At 44.3% G+C, this 16,501-nt stretch carries 25 protein-coding genes and 1 pseudogene; 4 read left to right on the forward strand and 22 right to left on the reverse strand.

What is annotated here, in order from left to right; all coding sequences use genetic code 11:
* Positions 1–115 precede the first annotated feature (115 nt).
* Positions 116–1,027, forward strand: a complete 912-nt coding sequence (locus OCU30_RS10745) for a TIGR03899 family protein (protein ID WP_077314013.1) — start codon at positions 116–118, stop codon at positions 1,025–1,027.
* Between the two features lie 7 nt (positions 1,028–1,034).
* On the opposite strand, the gene cysC is transcribed toward OCU30_RS10745, so the two are convergent.
* The 4 genes and pseudogenes from cysC to cobA all read right to left on the reverse strand — a co-directional run.
* Positions 1,035–1,676: an adenylyl-sulfate kinase gene (gene cysC / locus OCU30_RS10750; protein WP_077314015.1), complete on the reverse strand. Its 642-nt coding sequence runs from the start codon at positions 1,674–1,676 to the stop codon at positions 1,035–1,037.
* Positions 1,654–3,078 (reverse strand): sulfate adenylyltransferase subunit CysN, encoded by a 1,425-nt coding sequence (gene cysN / locus OCU30_RS10755; RefSeq protein WP_077314017.1) that lies wholly within the window; start codon positions 3,076–3,078, stop codon positions 1,654–1,656. The genes cysC and cysN overlap by 23 nt, the downstream gene beginning before the upstream one ends.
* Before the next feature lie 15 nt (positions 3,079–3,093).
* Positions 3,094–4,002, reverse strand: coding sequence for a sulfate adenylyltransferase subunit CysD (gene cysD / locus OCU30_RS10760; RefSeq protein ID WP_077314019.1), 909 nt, complete (start codon positions 4,000–4,002; stop codon positions 3,094–3,096).
* 47 nt (positions 4,003–4,049) lie between these two features.
* Positions 4,050–4,826: pseudogene (cobA, locus tag OCU30_RS10765) on the reverse strand (uroporphyrinogen-III C-methyltransferase); the annotation flags it as partial.
* Positions 4,827–5,291: 465 nt separating this feature from the next.
* Between cobA and OCU30_RS10770 the strand changes: the two are divergent.
* A complete protein-coding gene (locus tag OCU30_RS10770) occupies positions 5,292–5,747 on the forward strand; it encodes a GNAT family N-acetyltransferase (protein WP_077314022.1) in 456 nt (151 codons plus the stop codon).
* Between the two features lie 32 nt (positions 5,748–5,779).
* Here OCU30_RS10770 and OCU30_RS10775 read toward each other — a convergent pair whose 3' ends face one another.
* Positions 5,780–6,343, reverse strand: coding sequence for a LysM-like peptidoglycan-binding domain-containing protein (locus OCU30_RS10775; RefSeq protein ID WP_077314024.1), 564 nt, complete (start codon positions 6,341–6,343; stop codon positions 5,780–5,782).
* A gap of 228 nt (positions 6,344–6,571) precedes the next feature.
* Between OCU30_RS10775 and OCU30_RS10780 the strand changes: the two genes are divergently transcribed.
* Both OCU30_RS10780 and OCU30_RS10785 read left to right on the forward strand, forming a co-directional pair.
* On the forward strand, positions 6,572–7,192 hold the full coding sequence (locus OCU30_RS10780) for a BamJ family beta-barrel-assembly machinery protein (RefSeq protein WP_077314026.1): 621 nt from the start codon (positions 6,572–6,574) through the stop codon (positions 7,190–7,192).
* 94 nt (positions 7,193–7,286) lie between these two features.
* A complete protein-coding gene (locus OCU30_RS10785; RefSeq protein ID WP_235861847.1) occupies positions 7,287–7,781 on the forward strand; it encodes a DUF2780 domain-containing protein in 495 nt (164 codons plus the stop codon).
* Between the two features lie 76 nt (positions 7,782–7,857).
* Here OCU30_RS10785 and rplQ read toward each other — a convergent pair whose 3' ends face one another.
* The 17 genes from rplQ to rplN form a co-directional block, all read right to left on the reverse strand.
* A complete protein-coding gene (rplQ, locus tag OCU30_RS10790) occupies positions 7,858–8,238 on the reverse strand; it encodes a 50S ribosomal protein L17 (protein WP_077314028.1) in 381 nt (126 codons plus the stop codon).
* Between the two features lie 26 nt (positions 8,239–8,264).
* The gene (locus tag OCU30_RS10795) at positions 8,265–9,257 is read right to left on the reverse strand and encodes a DNA-directed RNA polymerase subunit alpha (RefSeq protein WP_077314030.1); all 993 of its coding nucleotides are present in this window, start codon (positions 9,255–9,257) and stop codon (positions 8,265–8,267) included.
* 24 nt (positions 9,258–9,281) lie between these two features.
* Entirely contained in the window at positions 9,282–9,902 is a 621-nt protein-coding gene (gene rpsD / locus OCU30_RS10800) for a 30S ribosomal protein S4 (protein WP_077314032.1), read from the reverse strand.
* Positions 9,903–9,929: 27 nt separating this feature from the next.
* On the reverse strand, positions 9,930–10,319 hold the full coding sequence (gene rpsK / locus OCU30_RS10805; RefSeq protein ID WP_077314034.1) for a 30S ribosomal protein S11: 390 nt from the start codon (positions 10,317–10,319) through the stop codon (positions 9,930–9,932).
* A 19-nt stretch (positions 10,320–10,338) separates the two neighbouring features.
* Positions 10,339–10,695 carry a 30S ribosomal protein S13 gene (rpsM, locus tag OCU30_RS10810; protein WP_077314036.1) on the reverse strand — a complete coding sequence of 119 codons (357 nt, stop codon included), beginning with the start codon at positions 10,693–10,695 and terminating at the stop codon, positions 10,339–10,341.
* Positions 10,696–10,844: 149 nt separating this feature from the next.
* Entirely contained in the window at positions 10,845–10,958 is a 114-nt protein-coding gene (gene rpmJ, locus OCU30_RS10815) for a 50S ribosomal protein L36 (protein WP_000868186.1), read from the reverse strand.
* 42 nt (positions 10,959–11,000) lie between these two features.
* Positions 11,001–12,332 (reverse strand): preprotein translocase subunit SecY, encoded by a 1,332-nt coding sequence (secY, locus tag OCU30_RS10820; RefSeq protein ID WP_077314037.1) that lies wholly within the window; start codon positions 12,330–12,332, stop codon positions 11,001–11,003.
* Positions 12,333–12,352: 20 nt separating this feature from the next.
* On the reverse strand, positions 12,353–12,787 hold the full coding sequence (rplO, locus tag OCU30_RS10825; RefSeq protein WP_077314038.1) for a 50S ribosomal protein L15: 435 nt from the start codon (positions 12,785–12,787) through the stop codon (positions 12,353–12,355).
* 5 nt (positions 12,788–12,792) lie between these two features.
* Positions 12,793–12,969, reverse strand: a complete 177-nt coding sequence (gene rpmD, locus OCU30_RS10830) for a 50S ribosomal protein L30 (protein ID WP_077314040.1) — start codon at positions 12,967–12,969, stop codon at positions 12,793–12,795.
* Positions 12,970–12,976: 7 nt separating this feature from the next.
* Positions 12,977–13,477, reverse strand: coding sequence for a 30S ribosomal protein S5 (gene rpsE / locus OCU30_RS10835; protein ID WP_077314042.1), 501 nt, complete (start codon positions 13,475–13,477; stop codon positions 12,977–12,979).
* 14 nt (positions 13,478–13,491) lie between these two features.
* A complete protein-coding gene (rplR, locus tag OCU30_RS10840; RefSeq protein ID WP_077314044.1) occupies positions 13,492–13,845 on the reverse strand; it encodes a 50S ribosomal protein L18 in 354 nt (117 codons plus the stop codon).
* 9 nt (positions 13,846–13,854) lie between these two features.
* On the reverse strand, positions 13,855–14,391 hold the full coding sequence (gene rplF / locus OCU30_RS10845; RefSeq protein WP_077314046.1) for a 50S ribosomal protein L6: 537 nt from the start codon (positions 14,389–14,391) through the stop codon (positions 13,855–13,857).
* 15 nt (positions 14,392–14,406) lie between these two features.
* A complete protein-coding gene (rpsH, locus tag OCU30_RS10850) occupies positions 14,407–14,799 on the reverse strand; it encodes a 30S ribosomal protein S8 (protein WP_077314047.1) in 393 nt (130 codons plus the stop codon).
* A 29-nt stretch (positions 14,800–14,828) separates the two neighbouring features.
* Positions 14,829–15,134, reverse strand: coding sequence for a 30S ribosomal protein S14 (rpsN, locus tag OCU30_RS10855; RefSeq protein ID WP_077314049.1), 306 nt, complete (start codon positions 15,132–15,134; stop codon positions 14,829–14,831).
* Between the two features lie 17 nt (positions 15,135–15,151).
* A complete protein-coding gene (gene rplE, locus OCU30_RS10860; RefSeq protein WP_077314051.1) occupies positions 15,152–15,691 on the reverse strand; it encodes a 50S ribosomal protein L5 in 540 nt (179 codons plus the stop codon).
* A gap of 14 nt (positions 15,692–15,705) precedes the next feature.
* A complete protein-coding gene (gene rplX, locus OCU30_RS10865; RefSeq protein ID WP_077314053.1) occupies positions 15,706–16,020 on the reverse strand; it encodes a 50S ribosomal protein L24 in 315 nt (104 codons plus the stop codon).
* A 13-nt stretch (positions 16,021–16,033) separates the two neighbouring features.
* The gene (gene rplN / locus OCU30_RS10870) at positions 16,034–16,405 is read right to left on the reverse strand and encodes a 50S ribosomal protein L14 (RefSeq protein ID WP_077314055.1); all 372 of its coding nucleotides are present in this window, start codon (positions 16,403–16,405) and stop codon (positions 16,034–16,036) included.
* Between the last annotated feature and the right edge of the window lie 96 nt (positions 16,406–16,501).

Raw genomic sequence — 16,501 nt, forward strand, 5'->3', positions numbered from 1 at the left:
ACTGTTATCATTTAAGGTAGCGAAATTTATCGCACCTGCGGGAGAGTTTTACTGGCTCCTAGGATAATAAACGAGTACATTTTATACATATATATATCTGCTTTCAGGGAAGTCTATGTCAACGTCTAAACCGCCTGTTGTTATCGATAACGCCGCTCCTGTTGCGGGCGATACCACACCGCAAAACGAAAAAAAGCACGCTAAGAGTAAAGACAGCGCGAGTAGAATTATCCATATTGCTCAGCAGCAAGGATTAGACGCTCTATTGGCAGACGAAAAACCAGAAACAACATTAATACAACGAGCGCTAAAACGAGAACGTCAACGTAAAGAAGTTCGCCAGCGTAATTTAGAAAAAATAATGAAACTGGCATTTGGTGCTTGTCACAATGAATTAGCTGGCGAGCCAGATCAAGATTGGTTACATCGGTTTTTCGATATGGCCCAAGATATTCATAACTCCTCAATGCAGCGCTTATGGGCACAAGTGCTCAAACGAGAAGTGACCAATCCTGGCTTTACTTCGATGAAAGCCTTGAAAGTCTTGCAAGACATGACTCCAAAAGAAGCACAAACCATGCAAAGAGCAGCAGCGTTGGCATGCAGCTATGGCAGTGATCATAGCCTTAAACTGTTGTTTGGCTTAAAAATGCAAAATGGCAGTATTTTCCGCTTTGGCAAACGCAATATGACGGCAACCATTAATATTGGGAATTTCCATCTGCCCTACTCAAGTTTGTTAGTTCTGATTGAGCTAGGTTTATTGCATGGATCAGAATTAGAATCTGGGGAAATTGAACCAGAGCCGCCATTGACATTGGATTATCAAGGTAAGCATTTGTCACTGCAAACTCATACCCGGGGAGTGCGCTTATTATACTACCGCTTTACTCCCACAGGGCATGAATTATGTCGATTACTCGGTAATAAGCCGAACATGACTTATTATGATCAACTTATCGCCTTACTTGGCCAACGGTTTACGGTGCAAACTGACGCAACCAGCAGTATGCACCATACCGTTTAAATCATGACTATTTCGCCACAATACCTCGATTTTGTAAGACATCTAGGCAATGTTGTACTAATTCATCCAGTGTCGCATCTCCCGCTGGCAGATCAATATCTGGATGTAAGGGCGCTTCATAAGCTGAATCGATCCCCGTAAATTGAGTAATCTCACCTCGTCGGGCTCTCTCATAGAGCCCTTTAGGGTCTCGCTTTTCACACACGGCTAAGTCGGTATTGACAAACACTTCGATAAATTCAGTCTCTGGAAGCATTTGGCGAACCATATCTCGCTCACTCCGATGCGGCGAAATAAAAGCGGTAAGCACAATTAAACCAGCATCGACCATTAAAGCGGCTAACTCACCAATACGGCGAATATTTTCACGACGATCTTGTTGAGAAAAACCCAAATCACGGCATAGCCCATGACGAACATTATCACCATCTAATAAATAAGTGTGATAGCCGAGCTCAGCCAGTTTTACTTCTAGTGCACCCGCAATGGTCGACTTTCCCGCGCCTGATAACCCAGTAAACCACAAAACGGCAGGTTTTTGTTGTTTCAGGGCCGCCCGTGATGTTTTTGTCACCGAGTGTTGATGCCACACTATCGCCTCTTGTTCACTCACTAGAGACCCTCCATCATTTGATAAGCGTGCGTAGATCTTTTATTTCCCAATGAGGGAAATGACGACGCATCAGATCATTTAACTCTAATTCAAACGAACTAAACTCCTGAGACGGTTGACGGGTTTCTAATGGTTCACGAATCAACCCAGCTCCCACAGTCACGTTAGTTAGGCGATCGATAATAATAAACCCACCGGTATCGGCACAAGCACGATAGACATCAATCGGTAAGTTGCTTGTAAGTGACCACTCACACATTGCAATGCCATTTAACGGTAATTGCTCTGAACTAAAGGTTTCTAGTGTATTAATATCATATTGATAGCGGATATTTTCGACTCGCCCGATGGTTTTCTTTTCAGCAATTTTAAGATCGTAATCACGTAATGGATCCAGAGGCGTTTCCCCCATCCATACGACATCTGCTAAAAACTGGCTAGTATGCGCAATATAAGCTTCCGCCTTGGTCAGCAAATCCCCGCGACTAATATCAATTTCATCAGCCAGTGTCAGTGTCACCGCTTGACCCGTTTGAGCTCGCTCTAAATCACCATCAAATGTGACGATACGAGTCACAGTGGAAGACTTACCCGATGGGTGAGCAACGATAGTGTCACCTACCGAGATTTGACCAGCCGAAACCGTTCCTGCAAATCCGCGAAAATCAAGATGAGGTCTATTCACGTACTGGACCGGAAAGCGAAATTCTCCGCTGCCTTTCAGTGCATCAATTTCGGCATCTTCCAAAATCTCTAACAATGCTGGACCTTGGTACCATGACATATTTTTACTTGCGTCTACGACATTATCCCCTTCTAACGCAGATAAAGGGACTAACGTGATCGTAATATCGTCATCTAGGTGCTTCGAAAACTCTAAATACTGCTGCTTAATTTGTTGAAAACTTAATTCAGAATAATCGACTAAATCCATTTTATTGATCGCGACAACAAAATGTTTAATACCGAGCAAATTCGCAATAAAAGAATGACGCCGTGTTTGATCCAACACCCCTTTACGAGCATCAATCAAAATCACCGCCAAATCACACGTAGAGGCGCCTGTCGCCATATTACGAGTGTACTGCTCATGCCCTGGAGTATCTGCAATGATGAATTTGCGTTTTTTTGTGGAAAAATATCGATATGCAACATCGATAGTAATCCCTTGCTCGCGCTCTGCTTGCAAACCATCCACTAATAAAGCGAGATCTGGCCTTTCACCTGTTGTACCCACTTTTTGGCTATCCGTATGGACTGCGGCCAATTGATCTTCATAAATCTGCTGAGAATCATGCAGTAAACGCCCTATTAACGTACTTTTACCGTCATCCACCGAACCACAAGTTAACAATCTTAATAGTGACTTATGCTGATGCTGATGCAAATACCCTTCAATTCCTAGCTCTTCGAGTTGAGCTTGTACTGCGCTATTCATACGATGCCTTGCTCCCTAAAAGTACCCTTGACGTTTCTTCATTTCCATCGATCCGGACTGATCACGGTCGATCGCTCGTCCTTGCCTTTCACTCGATGTCGTCACTAACATTTCTTCAATGATTTCTGGCAATGTTTGCGCTTGTGATTCGATAGCCCCCGTCAGTGGATAACATCCGAGCGTACGAAAACGTACTTTGCGATGCTCCAATGTTTCACCTTCAAGTAATTCCATCCTGTCGTCATCTTTCATGATCAACATGCCGTCACGCTCAATAACAGGACGTTCTTGGGCAAAATACAATGGAACAATATCGATATTTTCTAGATAGATATATTGCCAAATATCTAATTCAGTCCAATTTGATAATGGGAAAACCCGAATACTTTCGCCTTTATCGACCTGACCATTGTAGGTGTGCCATAACTCTGGCCGTTGATTTTTAGGATCCCAGCCATGATGACGATCGCGAAATGAATACACACGTTCTTTAGCACGAGACTTTTCTTCGTCTCGTCTTGCCCCACCGAAAGCGGCATCAAAACCATGTTGGTTCAGTGCTTGCTTCAAGCTTTGCGTTTTCATGATATCGGTATGCTTGGCCGAACCATGTTCAAAAGGACTGATCCCCATCGCCAATCCCTCTGGATTTTTATGAACAATCAGATCCAGATCGTATTTTTTGGCCGTATCATCACGAAAACGGATCATTTCCTGAAATTTCCAATTGGTATCCACATGTAACAGCGGAAATGGAATCTTGCCTGGATAAAAGGCCTTACGGGCGAGGTGTAACATCACAGAAGAATCTTTACCGATCGAGTACATCATGACAGGATTCGAAAACTCTGCAGCCACCTCCCGAATAATGTGAATACTTTCAGCTTCAAGCTGTTGTAAGTGAGTTAAGCGTTGTTGATCCATATCATCACGTCCTTTCGTTGTTCAATAGCGGCGTTCACTTAACGTCGTTATGCTGTACGATAATGTTGAGAATTCTGGGGATTAGTAGAAAACCATTGAAGTTTATCTGCCAATTGCACGACCTCACCAACGACAATTAACGCGGGAGATTGTGCATGTGCGGTAATGACAGGAAGCTTATCTAAAGTGCTGACACTCACTTGCTGAGATGATTGCGTACCTCGCTCAATCACCGCCACAGGCGTGGTAGAACTGCGCCCGTGGGCAATCAATTCATCACAAATAGTTTGCGCATTCATCAACCCCATATAAATAACTAAGGTCTGGTTCGCCCGAGCCAGCGTCTGCCAGTCCTGTACCTGACTACCCGACTTACAGTGGCCAGTTACAAATAATGCCGATTGTGCATAATCACGATGTGTGAGAGGAATCCCAGCATAGGCCGTTGCACCAGCGGCAGCGGTGATACCGGGAATCACTTGAAACGATACACCGGCTTGAAATAATACTTCTAACTCTTCACCACCACGGCCAAACATAAATGGATCGCCACCTTTGATGCGAACCACCCGATGCCCTTGCTTGGCAAAATCGACCAGCAACTGATTGGTTTTTTCTTGTGGTACGCTATGGTGGCCTGCTCGTTTACCGACACAAACACAAATAGTGTCGTCGGGCACTAACGCCATAATGTCTTCAGAGACTAAATAGTCGAACAGCACCACATCGGCTTGTAATAAAAAGCTTAGTGCTTTCATCGTCAGTAACTCCGGATCGCCCGGCCCAGCACCAACTAACGCAACTTGTCCTGGCAGCAAAGAGGATGGGTTCATCGTGGTAAAAACATGCTGAATATTCTTATCACTATATGGAGACGAATTTGTCGTACCGCGGCGATAGGCGAGTTTAGCCACATCGATTACATCAGCCATGAGTGTTGTCCCTTACATTCGTTCATGGCTGCATTATGGAGAGTCGCAAATATTACCTGAAATTCTATAATTTCATTTTTTATGCGAAAAACTGATAAGCAATAACGGTAATCAACAATATAAAATCAAACCCAAACTAACCTTATGAAAAAATTGATTTTTTCTTATTGAAGCCATTCATTTACCGACATAAGAAGATGTCAGTGCTCGTGATTTTATGGAGCTATAGTTAGGTGATATATCCAATTGTTATATTTAGTCAGTAAGTTCGGGGGGAATAAAGAGAAAAATGTGCGACCTTACACCTGTGATTTTCCATGTTATGATTTCTATTTACTCACAGCAGGATAGAACTACATGGATATTCAATGGCTTTGTTTAGACTTTACGCAGCTTTCTACTCATCAGCTCTATGATGTCGTAAAACTCCGAGTAGACGTATTTGTCGTAGAGCAAAATTGTGCTTATGAAGAATTAGATAATAAAGACCGCATGCAAGGTGTAAAACATTTGCTGGGATATGTGGGTGATGAGCTCGTCGCGTATGCACGCTTATTGCCACCAGGGAGTAGTGTTGCTAATTGTAGCAGTATTGGTCGAGTATTAATTAAATCTATCGTCCGTAAAAAAGGGGTTGGCGATCAATTAATTAAGATGGCGATACAATATAATCAGCATTATTGGTTAGGTAAAAAAATCAGTATTGAAGCACAAACACATCTTGAACGCTTTTATCAAAAGCATGGATTTGCAACACAATCGCTACCTTTTGATCTTGATGGTATTTCTCATATTGAGATGACCTTGGCATAAGGGACGGCTCATGCGTCCCTGATGGTATCAATTTACTCGCTTCGCCCAAACGAGCCATCCGCCATGCGGAAAAACATGACTGACTTATCACTTTTTTCTAGCTGAAGAATATCTAATTGCTGTTTATCCGTTAGTTTATAACGGATAAGCTGACCTTTCTTTATCCGACTCAATGGCTTACCAGCTCCTTCGACCTTAACTAGCTCGTGCAAGTCAGCTAATGACAGGTCATTTTCGCGAAATACAGCGGCTAACGTATCCCCTTGTTTAACGATGTATTGGTGCCAAACTTTAGGAGCTTGTGGTGAGCGCCCATCGTCACTGATTTGACGACTCAAACCAATACTATTCACGTCAACTTGAGTCTGTTGTGGCGGTTGCGGCTCATTATCACTTTTAGGGACAGGCACTAAAGCAATCAAGATAACGACCGGTGTCAAGATAGTGAGCCATAAGCGATGTTTGGTAGGCATTGCCCGCCATTCATGTTGCACACGAGCAAGCAAGCTGGACCAATTAATAGCGGATAATCGTTGCTGGCAGCGCTCTATCAAATCACTTTCAGGTTTAGTTTTTTTACGTCTGCGGTGATTCATATTCCTGTCCAATACCTACGCTAATCTCAAAAAATGACTGTCTTTATTGTATAAGAAATTATCACTATATCTGATTATTATTAATAATTTTCAAGCCATTGTCTCATCATTGCCTGTAATTGATCACACCTTAACACCTTTATAAAGGTATTTACTACGAGCCGTTTCATCACTAGCTCGAAACTGGTATGCTTTTGGCTTTATAATTGACGCGAAAGAGTAACGTTTATGTCTGAAGTAACATTCGAAACAGTAGAGCAAAAAGCAAGCTACGGTATTGGTATTCAAATGGGTCAACAACTTGCTGGTAGCGGGTTAGAAGGCCTAAACGTCGATGCAATCGCTGCAGGTATCGCAACTGCACTAAAAGGTGAAGAACCAGCCGTTGCTATCGATGACATCAACCAAGCACTACAAGCTATTCACCAACGCGCGGAAGAAGCTCGTAACGAACTAGCAAAAGTAGCAGCAGCTGAAGGCGAAGCGTTTCTAAAAGACAACGCACTACGTCCTGAAGTTAACGTTCTAGAATCTGGCCTACAGTACGAAATCATCACTGAAGGTACAGGTGAAGTTCCAACTTCAGATAAAACTGTACGTGTGCACTACCATGGCCAATTGACTGACGGAAGTGTCTTCGATAGCTCTGTTCAACGTGGCGAACCTGTTGAATTCCCAGTAACGGGTGTTATTCAAGGTTGGGTTGAAGCTCTACAAATGATGCCAGCTGGTTCTAAATGGAAACTTTACGTTCCTCAAGAACTTGCATACGGTGAGCGCGGAGCAGGTGCGGCTATTCCACCATTTGCAGCTCTAGTATTTGAAGTAGAACTACTCGATATTCTGTAAGAAAACTAGCAAACATTTAACTTCAAGCGGCGCAATGCGCCGCTTTTTTTGATCTACAGTAGAGGGGAACACGATAACGACTCGAGGATAAACTATGATGAAACGCTCCCTACTCAGCGTACTGGCTCTCAGTGCCACTATCATCAGCACACCAAGCTACGCATTTCTCAATTTTGGAAAAGATAACGATAATATCGCCAATACGTTAAATGGTGCATTCAACCAAGTCAAAAGTACAACTAAACTCACTTCTGATATAAGCCAACAACTTAACGTAAAGCCAAGCCAAGCCGCCAGTGGTGCTGGTGCTTTACTCGCCCTCGCCAAAAATCAACTCAGTTCTCAAAATACCCAAGAATTAAATCATCTCATTCCAGGTATAAGTCAGCTTACTAACCTTAATTTAAGCGGGGGTTCTAAGTTGAGTTCGAGCATCAACTCTTTAGGCCAAGTCAATCAAGTATTTACTAAATTAGGATTGGATCCAGCCATGATAAGCCAATTTGCGCCTATTGTTCTGAAGTATTTAGGAGAGCGTAACGCGAGTAGTGGGTTAATCAATTCTCTGAGCGAATTATGGAAAGCGTAAATAAGGAAACGTAGATGTTATAGACACAAAAAAACCGAGCATTTTCATGCTCGGTTTTTCTCATATTTCGAACTGTTTATTCAGCCGCTTCTTCAGCTTCTGAACGTTCAACAAGCTCAATGTATGCCATTGGAGCTTTATCACCAGCACGGAAACCACACTTAAGAATACGAGTGTAGCCACCTTGACGTGCTGCGAAACGTGGACCTAGTTCGTTAAATAGTTTTGCTACAACTTCGTTATCACGAGTGCGAGCAAATGCTAGACGACGGTTTGCAACGCTGTCAGTCTTAGCTAGTGTAATCAAAGGCTCAACGACGCGACGTAGCTCTTTAGCTTTTGGCACAGTAGTCTTGATAATTTCATGACGTACTAGAGAGCTAGCCATATTGCTGAACATCGCTTTGCGATGACTGCTGTTGCGGTTGAGTTGACGACCACTCTTACGATGGCGCATGACCTAATCCTTCTAACTAGTATCGATTAATCTTCTGCAATCGACGCTGGTGGCCAGTTCTCTAGGCGCATGCCAAGAGAAAGACCGCGTGATGCAAGAACGTCTTTAATCTCTGTAAGAGATTTTTTACCCAAGTTCGGCGTTTTCAGAAGCTCAACTTCGGTACGTTGCACAAGATCACCGATGTAGTGAATCGCTTCTGCTTTTAGACAGTTAGCAGAGCGAACTGTTAGTTCAAGATCGTCTACAGGACGGAGTAGGATAGGATCGAATTCCGGCTTCTCTTCTTTCTCTTCAGGAACACGCACATCACGAAGATCTACGAATGCATCCAATTGCTCAGCAAGAATTGTTGCTGCGCGACGGATAGCTTCCTCAGGTTCAAGAGTCCCGTTAGTTTCCATATCGATGACTAGCTTGTCCAAGTCAGTACGCTGTTCAACACGCGCTGCAGCCACTGAGTAGGCAATTTTGTCTACTGGACTGTAAGTTGCGTCGACTAGCAAACGACCGATAGGACGCTCATCTTCATCAGTATGAATACGGGCTGAAGCTGGAACATAACCACGACCACGTTGAACTTTGATACGCATAGCGATCTCAGAGCTATCATCGGTAAGATGACAAATAACGTGCTCAGGGTTTACGATCTCCACATCACCATCATGGGTGATGTCACCTGCAACCACAGGGCCCGAGCCTGATTTGTTCAGTGTAATGAACACTTCATCTTTACCGTCAGCAACGCGAACAGCTAAACCTTTCAGGTTAAGAAGAATCTCTAAGATATCTTCCTGAACACCCTCTTTGGTGCTGTATTCGTGAAGTACGCCTTCAATCTCTACTTCCGTGACTGCACAGCCAGGCATAGAAGATAGAAGAATACGGCGAAGTGCATTACCCAGAGTGTGGCCAAAACCACGCTCTAACGGCTCAAGAGTTACTTTTGCGTGTGTCTCATTGATCTGTTCGATGTCAACTAGACGTGGCTTAAGAAATTCTGTTACAGAACCCTGCATTGTGTCCTCTCTTTAGTTTAAACCTTACTTAGAGTAAAGCTCGACGATCAATTGTTCGTTGATGTCAGCTGACAGATCTGAACGTTCAGGCAAACGCTTGAATGTTCCTTCCATCTTGCTACCATCTACTTCAATCCAAGTTGGTTTTTCGCGTTGTTCAGCAACTTCTAGAGCCGCTGTGATGCGAGATTGCTTTTGAGCTTTCTCACGGATAGCAACAACGTCGGTTGCCGCAACTTTGAAAGAAGGAACGTTAACAACTTTACCGTTAACTAGGATAGCTTTGTGGCTAACTAGCTGACGTGCTTCTGCGCGAGTTGCGCCAAAGCCCATGCGGTAAACTACGTTATCTAGACGACCTTCTAGAAGCTGAAGTAAGTTCTCACCAGTGTTACCTTTAAGGCGAGCGGCTTCTTTGTAGTAGTTACGGAATTGTTTTTCTAGAACGCCATACATACGACGAACTTTTTGCTTCTCGCGAAGCTGAACGCCATATTCAGACAGACGGCCGCGACGTGCGCCGTGTACACCTGGGGCGTTATCGATTTTACACTTGGTATCAATCGCGCGAACACCTGACTTAAGGAATAAGTCGGTACCTTCGCGGCGACTAAGCTTCAGCTTAGGACCCAAATATCTTGCCATGATCTTTCTCCAATGTTCCCAGAAACGTTAAACGCGACGTTTCTTAGGTGGACGACAACCGTTATGAGGGATTGGTGTCGCATCAACGATGTTTGTGATACGGAAACCAGCGGCGTTAAGTGCGCGAACTGTAGATTCACGACCTGGACCAGGACCCTTAACCATAACTTCCAAGTTCTTTAGGCCATATTCTTTAGCCATCTCTGCACAACGTTCTGCTGCAACCTGTGCTGCGAACGGTGTAGATTTACGAGAACCACGGAAACCTGAACCACCTGCAGTAGCCCATGCTAGAGCGTTACCTTGGCGATCAGAAATGGTCACGATTGTGTTATTGAAAGATGCGTGGATATGCGCTATACCATCTGCAATTTGCTTGCGGACGCGCTTACGTGCGCGACTTGGTTGTTTTGCCATTGTACTCTACCCTTCCCGACTATTTCTTGATCGGCTTGCTCGGACCCTTACGGGTACGTGCGTTGGTTTTAGTACGCTGTCCACGTAGTGGTAGACTGCGACGATGACGAAGACCACGGTAACAGCCAAGGTCCATTAGACGCTTGATGTTCATGGAAACTTCACGACGTAGATCACCTTCTACAGTGTACTTAGCTACACCATCACGCAGTAGATTGATCTGCTCTTCAGTTAGTTCACTGATCTTAACATTTTCAGCAATACCCACTTCAGCCAAAATTGACTGAGAACGAGTTTTACCAACGCCGTAGATTGATGTTAAAGCAATCACAGCATGTTTTTGATCAGGAATGTTAATGCCTGCTATACGGGCCACTATTCACTCCTAGGTACTTTATATAAAGAATTACCCGCAGCAGAGCCCGTTGAGGATACGCTGCGGTATACTACTTCTTTTGCACGCAAAAGGTAGGTCGAGAAATATACTCGACACTACCTTATTTTTCAAGTAAAAATTTCTGCTTATTAGCCTTGGCGCTGCTTGTGCTTTGGCTCACTACAAATTACGCGCACAACACCGTTGCGTTTGATAACTTTGCAGTTACGGCAGATTTTTTTAACGGAAGCACGAACTTTCATTGCTAAACTCCGTAAAATCAATCAGAACGGTATGGAAGTCTATTAACGACCATAACCTTTAAGATTAGCCTTTTTCAACACAGACTCATATTGATTTGACATCATATGGGTCTGTACCTGTGCCATAAAGTCCATGATTACAACTACTACGATAAGTAGTGAGGTGCCGCCAAAATAGAACCTTACGTTCCATGCTGACATCATGAACTGGGGAATCAGACAAATAAAGGTAATATATAACGCTCCTGCCAATGTAAGGCGGGTCATTACCTTGTCGATATACATCGCTGTCTGTTCACCTGGGCGGATACCGGGTACGAACGCACCTGACTTCTTCAAGTTGTCTGCTGTTTCACGTGGGTTAAATACCAACGCTGTATAAAAGAAACAGAAGAAAATAATCGCAACTGCATACAGTATAACATAAAGCGGCTGTCCCGGGCTTAGTGCCAATGAGACATCGGTCAACCAGCTGAATGCTGGGTTACCGCTCTTACCAAACCACTGAGCTAATGTGCCAGGGAATAGGATTATACTCGAAGCAAAAATCGCAGGGATTACACCAGCCATATTAATTTTCAACGGCAAGTGAGTACTCTGCGCTGCAAATACCTTACGACCTTGTTGACGCTTCGCATAGTTAACGACGATACGACGTTGACCACGCTCCATGAAAACAACAAAGTAGATGGTGGCAAAAGCAATGACTGCAATAAACAACAAGAGAAGAATATGCAATTCACCTTGACGCGCTTGCTCGATAGTTTGTCCGATTGCCTTAGGCAATCCAGCAACAATACCTGCAAAAATTAGTAATGATATACCATTACCAATACCTCGCTCTGTAATCTGTTCACCTAACCACATCAAAAACATGGTGCCGGTTACTAAACTTACGGTCGCAATTAGCGTAAACATGGTTTGGTCGATAACGACCAGATTAGGGACCATGTTTGGTAAGCCGGTTGCGATACCAATGGCTTGGAATATTGCAAGTACAAGCGTGCCGTAGCGCGTATATTGGCTGATTTTTCTTCGGCCTGCCTCACCCTCTTTCTTGAGTTCGGCTAACGCGGGATGAACCACAGTCAACAACTGAACAACAATTGATGCCGATATATACGGCATGATGCCCAGTGCGAATATAGATGCACGCGAAAGTGCACCACCAGAGAACATATTAAACATTTCAATGATGGTGCCTTTCTGCTGTTCGAACAAATCGGCGAGTACAGCAGCGTCAATCCCAGGAATAGGCACAAAGGAGCCCGCTCGGAATACTAAAAGTGCACATATTACGAATAATAGGCGCGATCTTAGCTCACTTAAGCCGCCTTGAGCACTACGAAAATCTTGTCCTGGTTTCTTAGCCATCTGTACCTCAATCCTCGAGATTATTCCTCGATTTTACCGCCTGCAGCTTCGATCGCAGCTTTAGCGCCTTTCGACACGCGTAGACCTTTTACAGTCACTGCTTTGTTGATCTCGCCAGAAAGAACAACTTTAACATTTTCGATGTTCTTCGCAACAACGTTTGCTGCTTTAAGGCTATTTAAATCAACAACTTCGCCAGTTACTTTTGCGAATTCGCTTAAGCGAACTTCAGCAGATACAAATCCTTTACGAGATTTGAAGCCGAATTTTGGCAAACGTTGTTTCAATGGCATTTGACCGCCTTCAAAACCTGGACGAACTGAACCGCCTGAACGCGATTTTTGGCCTTTGTGACCACGGCCACCTGTTTTACCAAGCCCCGAACCGATACCACGGCCTACACGCTTCTTAGAAGGTTTAGATCCTGTAGCCGGTGATAGAGTATTCAAACGCATTCTGATTACTCCTCAATTTTAACCATATAGTGAACTTTATTGACCATACCACGAATACATGGTGTGTCCTGAAGTTCAACCGTATGGTTGATGCGACGAAGGCCTAGTCCACGCAAAGTAGCTTTATGCTTAGGTAGGCGACCAATTGAGCTTTTAGTTTGAGTTACTTTAATAGTTGCCATGGTGTTCTTACTCCGAAATAGATTCAACAGTCAGACCACGTTTAGCAGCAACCATTTCAGGTGACTTCATGCTACCCAATGCATCGATTGTTGCACGAACAACGTTGATTGGGTTAGTTGAACCATACGCTTTTGATAGTACGTTATGTACACCAGCTACTTCTAGTACAGCACGCATTGCGCCACCGGCGATAACACCTGTACCTTCTGCAGCAGGCTGCATGTAAACCTTAGAACCCGAGTGGCGACCTTTCACGTGATGGTGAAGAGTGCCTTCGTTAAGTGCGATAGTAACCATGTTACGACGCGCTTTTTCCATTGCTTTTTGAATCGCTGCAGGTACTTCACGGGCTTTACCGTATCCGAAACCTACACGACCATTACCGTCACCAACGACTGTTAGTGCAGTGAAGCTCATGATTCGACCACCTTTAACCGTTTTAGAAACACGATTAACGGCGATTAGCTTTTCTTGCAAATCATTAGCTTGTTGTTGTTCTTTAGCCATCTTCCAACCCTACCTTAGAATTTCAGACCAGCTTCGCGAGCAGTCTCTGCTAGCGCCGCTACTCGACCGTGGTATTGGAAACCAGAACGATCAAATGCAACTGCAGTCACGCCTTTTTCAAGCGCACGCTCAGCAATAGCTTTACCTACTGCTTGTGCAGCATCGATGTTACCGGTGTTTTTAACCTGCTCACGGATCGCTTTTTCTACAGTAGAAGCTGCTGCGATAACCTCAGAGCCGTTAGCTGCAATCACCTGTGCGTACACGTGACGAGGAGTACGGTGTACTACTAGGCGAGTTGCACCCAGTTCTGCAATCTTACGACGTGCACGAAGGGCACGACGGATGCGAGATGCTTTCTTATCCATAGCGTTACCTTACTTCTTCTTAGCTTCTTTAGTACGCACATTTTCATCTGCGTAACGAACACCTTTACCTTTATAAGGTTCAGGTTCACGGTAAGAACGAATATCTGCCGCAACTTGACCGACTAGTTGCTTATCACAACCAGATACTACGATCTCAGTTTGGCTAGGACACTCAGCCTTAATACCTGCAGGCAATTCATGCTCAACAGGGTGAGAGAAGCCTAGAGTTAGAGCTACAGCATTGCCTTTAATAGCAGCACGGTAACCGACACCTTTCAAAGTTAGCTTCTTAGAGAAGCCTTCAGTAACACCAAGAATCATGTTGTTCACTAGTGCACGAGCAGTACCTGCTTGAGCCCAAGAGTGAGTAACACGTTCGTTGACTGGACCGAAAGTAAGGGAATTTTCTTCTTGTGCAATAGCAACTAGGTTGTTAAGCACGCGAGTCATTTCACCTTTAGCACCTTTTACGGTGATCTCTTGGCCGTTTAGTTTCACCTCTACGCCAGCTGGAATAGCGACAGGTGCTTTAGCAACACGAGACATATCCTACTCCTTAAATTACGCTACGTAGCAAATGATTTCACCACCAAGACCGGCTTTACGCGCGGCACGGTCTGACATCAGACCCTTGGAAGTAGAAACTACGGCAACACCCAGACCGCCCATCACTGATGGAAGCTCGTCTTTTTTCTTGTAGACGCGCAGACCAGGACGTGAAACACGTTGGATTTGCTCAATTACTGGTTTAGCTTGGAAGTACTTAAGAGTAACTTCTAGCTCAGGTTTAACTTCGCTGTTTACCGCGAAGTCTACGATGTAACCTTCAGCTTTAAGTAGTGCAGCAATTGCAACTTTAAGCTTTGAAGAAGGCATTGTAACAGCAACTTTTTGTGCTGCCTGACCGTTACGAATACGGGTCAGCATATCCGAAATCGGATCTTGCATGCTCATAAACTTTACTCCAAATGATTAAGTGGCAATTACCAGCTCGCCTTACGAAGTCCAGGAATCTCGCCTTTCATGCAAGCTTCACGAACTTTGATACGGCTTAGACCGAATTTACGTAGGTAACCGTGTGGACGACCAGTTTGGTTGCAACGGTTGCGCTGACGTGATGCACTTGAATCACGTGGAAGAGTTTGCAGTTTAAGAACTGCATTCCAACGATCTTCTTCTGATGCGTTTACATCGCTGATGATAGCTTTAAGCGCGGCACGCTTTTCTGCGTACTGTGCTACTAGCTTGGCACGTTTAACGTCACGTGCTTTCATTGATTGTTTAGCCATAACAGTAACCCTTCACCTTACTTACGGAATGGGAAGTTAAAGGCAGCCAGCAGAGCATGGCCTTCCTCATCGGTAGCACCTGTAGTCGTGATAGTGATATCAAGACCGCGTACTCGATCGACTTTATCGTAGTCGATTTCCGGGAAGATGATTTGCTCGCGAACGCCCATGCTGTAGTTACCGCGTCCGTCAAAAGACTTAGCGCTAACACCGCGGAAATCGCGTACACGTGGTAGAGCGATAGAAATCAAACGCTCAAAGAAATCCCACATGCGCTCGCCACGCAAGGTTACTTTACAACCAATTGGGTAGCCTTCACGAATTTTGAAACCTGCAACAGATTTACGAGCTTTAGTGATTAAAGGTTTCTGACCTGAAATCGTAGCCATATCAGATGCTGCATTTTCTAATAGTTTCTTATCGTTGATTGCTTCACCAACGCCCATATTGAGGGTGATCTTCTCAATTCTAGGGACTTGCATGACGCTTGTGTAACCGAACTGTTTGGTCAGTTCAGCGACTACAGACGACTTGTAGTAATCATGCAGTTTCGCCATAGTAGAACTCCAAATTACTTAATTGTTTCACCGTTAGACTTGAAGAAACGCACTTTAGCGCCATCTTCAAAACGGAAACCTACACGGTCCGCTTTACCAGTAGCTTCATTGAAGAGAGCCACGTTAGATACATCGATTGCTGCTTCTTGCTCAACAATACCACCTTGGGTACCTAGAGCTGGAACAGGTTTCTGATGTTTCTTAACTAGGTTGATACCTTCAACGATAACTTTACCAGTTTCAAGAACCTTGCTTACTTTACCTTTCTTGCCTTTATCTTTACCAGCAAGAACGATTACTTCGTCGTTACGACGGATTTTAGCTGCCATTGTTTGCCGCTCCTTACAGAACTTCTGGAGCCAGTGAAACTAATTTCATGAATTTCGCATTGCGAAGTTCACGAGTCACTGGACCAAAGATACGTGTACCGATTAGTTGCTCAGTATTATTGTTTAACAACACACAAGCATTACGGTCGAAGCGAATGACAGAACCGTCCTGACGACGTACGCCTTTACGGGTGCGAACTACCACTGCCTTCATTACATCACCTTTTTTTACTTTACCGCGAGGAATTGCTTCCTTAACAGTAACTTTGATGATGTCGCCCACATGAGCGTAACGGCGGTGAGAGCCACCCAGAACCTTAATACACATTACGCTGCGAGCGCCTGAGTTATCAGCTGCGTCCAGCATACTTTGCATTTGGATCATGTTAGTGCTCCGCTAAATATAAAAAAACTAGACCCATCTCGGGTCGGGCTGCCTCTTTAAAAGGGACGCGAATTGTACCACCCTTTTTTTAGAAAA

Origin of the sequence: Vibrio palustris, assembly GCF_024346995.1 — a bacterium.
Lineage (GTDB): Bacteria > Pseudomonadota > Gammaproteobacteria > Enterobacterales > Vibrionaceae > Vibrio > Vibrio palustris.

Bases quoted from the DNA above. Each gene is read 5' to 3' on its own strand.
- rplO (WP_077314038.1), bottom strand. From the start codon at position 12,787: ATGCGTTTGAATACTCTATCACCGGCTACAGGATCTAAACCTTCTAAG.
- rplE (WP_077314051.1), bottom strand. From the start codon at position 15,691: ATGGCGAAACTGCATGATTACTACAAGTCGTCTGTAGTCGCTGAACTG.
- rpsD (WP_077314032.1), bottom strand. From the start codon at position 9,902: ATGGCAAGATATTTGGGTCCTAAGCTGAAGCTTAGTCGCCGCGAAGGT.
- OCU30_RS10770 (WP_077314022.1), top strand. From the start codon at position 5,292: ATGGATATTCAATGGCTTTGTTTAGACTTTACGCAGCTTTCTACTCAT.
- rpsE (WP_077314042.1), bottom strand. From the start codon at position 13,477: ATGGCTAAAGAACAACAACAAGCTAATGATTTGCAAGAAAAGCTAATC.
- secY (WP_077314037.1), bottom strand. From the start codon at position 12,332: ATGGCTAAGAAACCAGGACAAGATTTTCGTAGTGCTCAAGGCGGCTTA.
- OCU30_RS10795 (WP_077314030.1), bottom strand. From the start codon at position 9,257: ATGCAGGGTTCTGTAACAGAATTTCTTAAGCCACGTCTAGTTGACATC.
- OCU30_RS10775 (WP_077314024.1), bottom strand. From the start codon at position 6,343: ATGAATCACCGCAGACGTAAAAAAACTAAACCTGAAAGTGATTTGATA.
- rplQ (WP_077314028.1), bottom strand. From the start codon at position 8,238: ATGCGCCATCGTAAGAGTGGTCGTCAACTCAACCGCAACAGCAGTCAT.
- cysN (WP_077314017.1), bottom strand. From the start codon at position 3,078: ATGAATAGCGCAGTACAAGCTCAACTCGAAGAGCTAGGAATTGAAGGG.
- rpsH (WP_077314047.1), bottom strand. From the start codon at position 14,799: ATGAGCATGCAAGATCCGATTTCGGATATGCTGACCCGTATTCGTAAC.
- OCU30_RS10745 (WP_077314013.1), top strand. From the start codon at position 116: ATGTCAACGTCTAAACCGCCTGTTGTTATCGATAACGCCGCTCCTGTT.
- rpsK (WP_077314034.1), bottom strand. From the start codon at position 10,319: ATGGCAAAACAACCAAGTCGCGCACGTAAGCGCGTCCGCAAGCAAATT.
- rplR (WP_077314044.1), bottom strand. From the start codon at position 13,845: ATGGATAAGAAAGCATCTCGCATCCGTCGTGCCCTTCGTGCACGTCGT.
- rpmD (WP_077314040.1), bottom strand. From the start codon at position 12,969: ATGGCAACTATTAAAGTAACTCAAACTAAAAGCTCAATTGGTCGCCTA.
- rplX (WP_077314053.1), bottom strand. From the start codon at position 16,020: ATGGCAGCTAAAATCCGTCGTAACGACGAAGTAATCGTTCTTGCTGGT.
- rplN (WP_077314055.1), bottom strand. From the start codon at position 16,405: ATGATCCAAATGCAAAGTATGCTGGACGCAGCTGATAACTCAGGCGCT.
- rpsN (WP_077314049.1), bottom strand. From the start codon at position 15,134: ATGGCTAAACAATCAATGAAAGCACGTGACGTTAAACGTGCCAAGCTA.
- rpmJ (WP_000868186.1), bottom strand. From the start codon at position 10,958: ATGAAAGTTCGTGCTTCCGTTAAAAAAATCTGCCGTAACTGCAAAGTT.
- OCU30_RS10780 (WP_077314026.1), top strand. From the start codon at position 6,572: ATGTCTGAAGTAACATTCGAAACAGTAGAGCAAAAAGCAAGCTACGGT.
- rplF (WP_077314046.1), bottom strand. From the start codon at position 14,391: ATGTCTCGTGTTGCTAAAGCACCTGTCGCTATTCCAGCTGGCGTAGAG.
- cysD (WP_077314019.1), bottom strand. From the start codon at position 4,002: ATGGATCAACAACGCTTAACTCACTTACAACAGCTTGAAGCTGAAAGT.
- OCU30_RS10785 (WP_235861847.1), top strand. From the start codon at position 7,287: ATGATGAAACGCTCCCTACTCAGCGTACTGGCTCTCAGTGCCACTATC.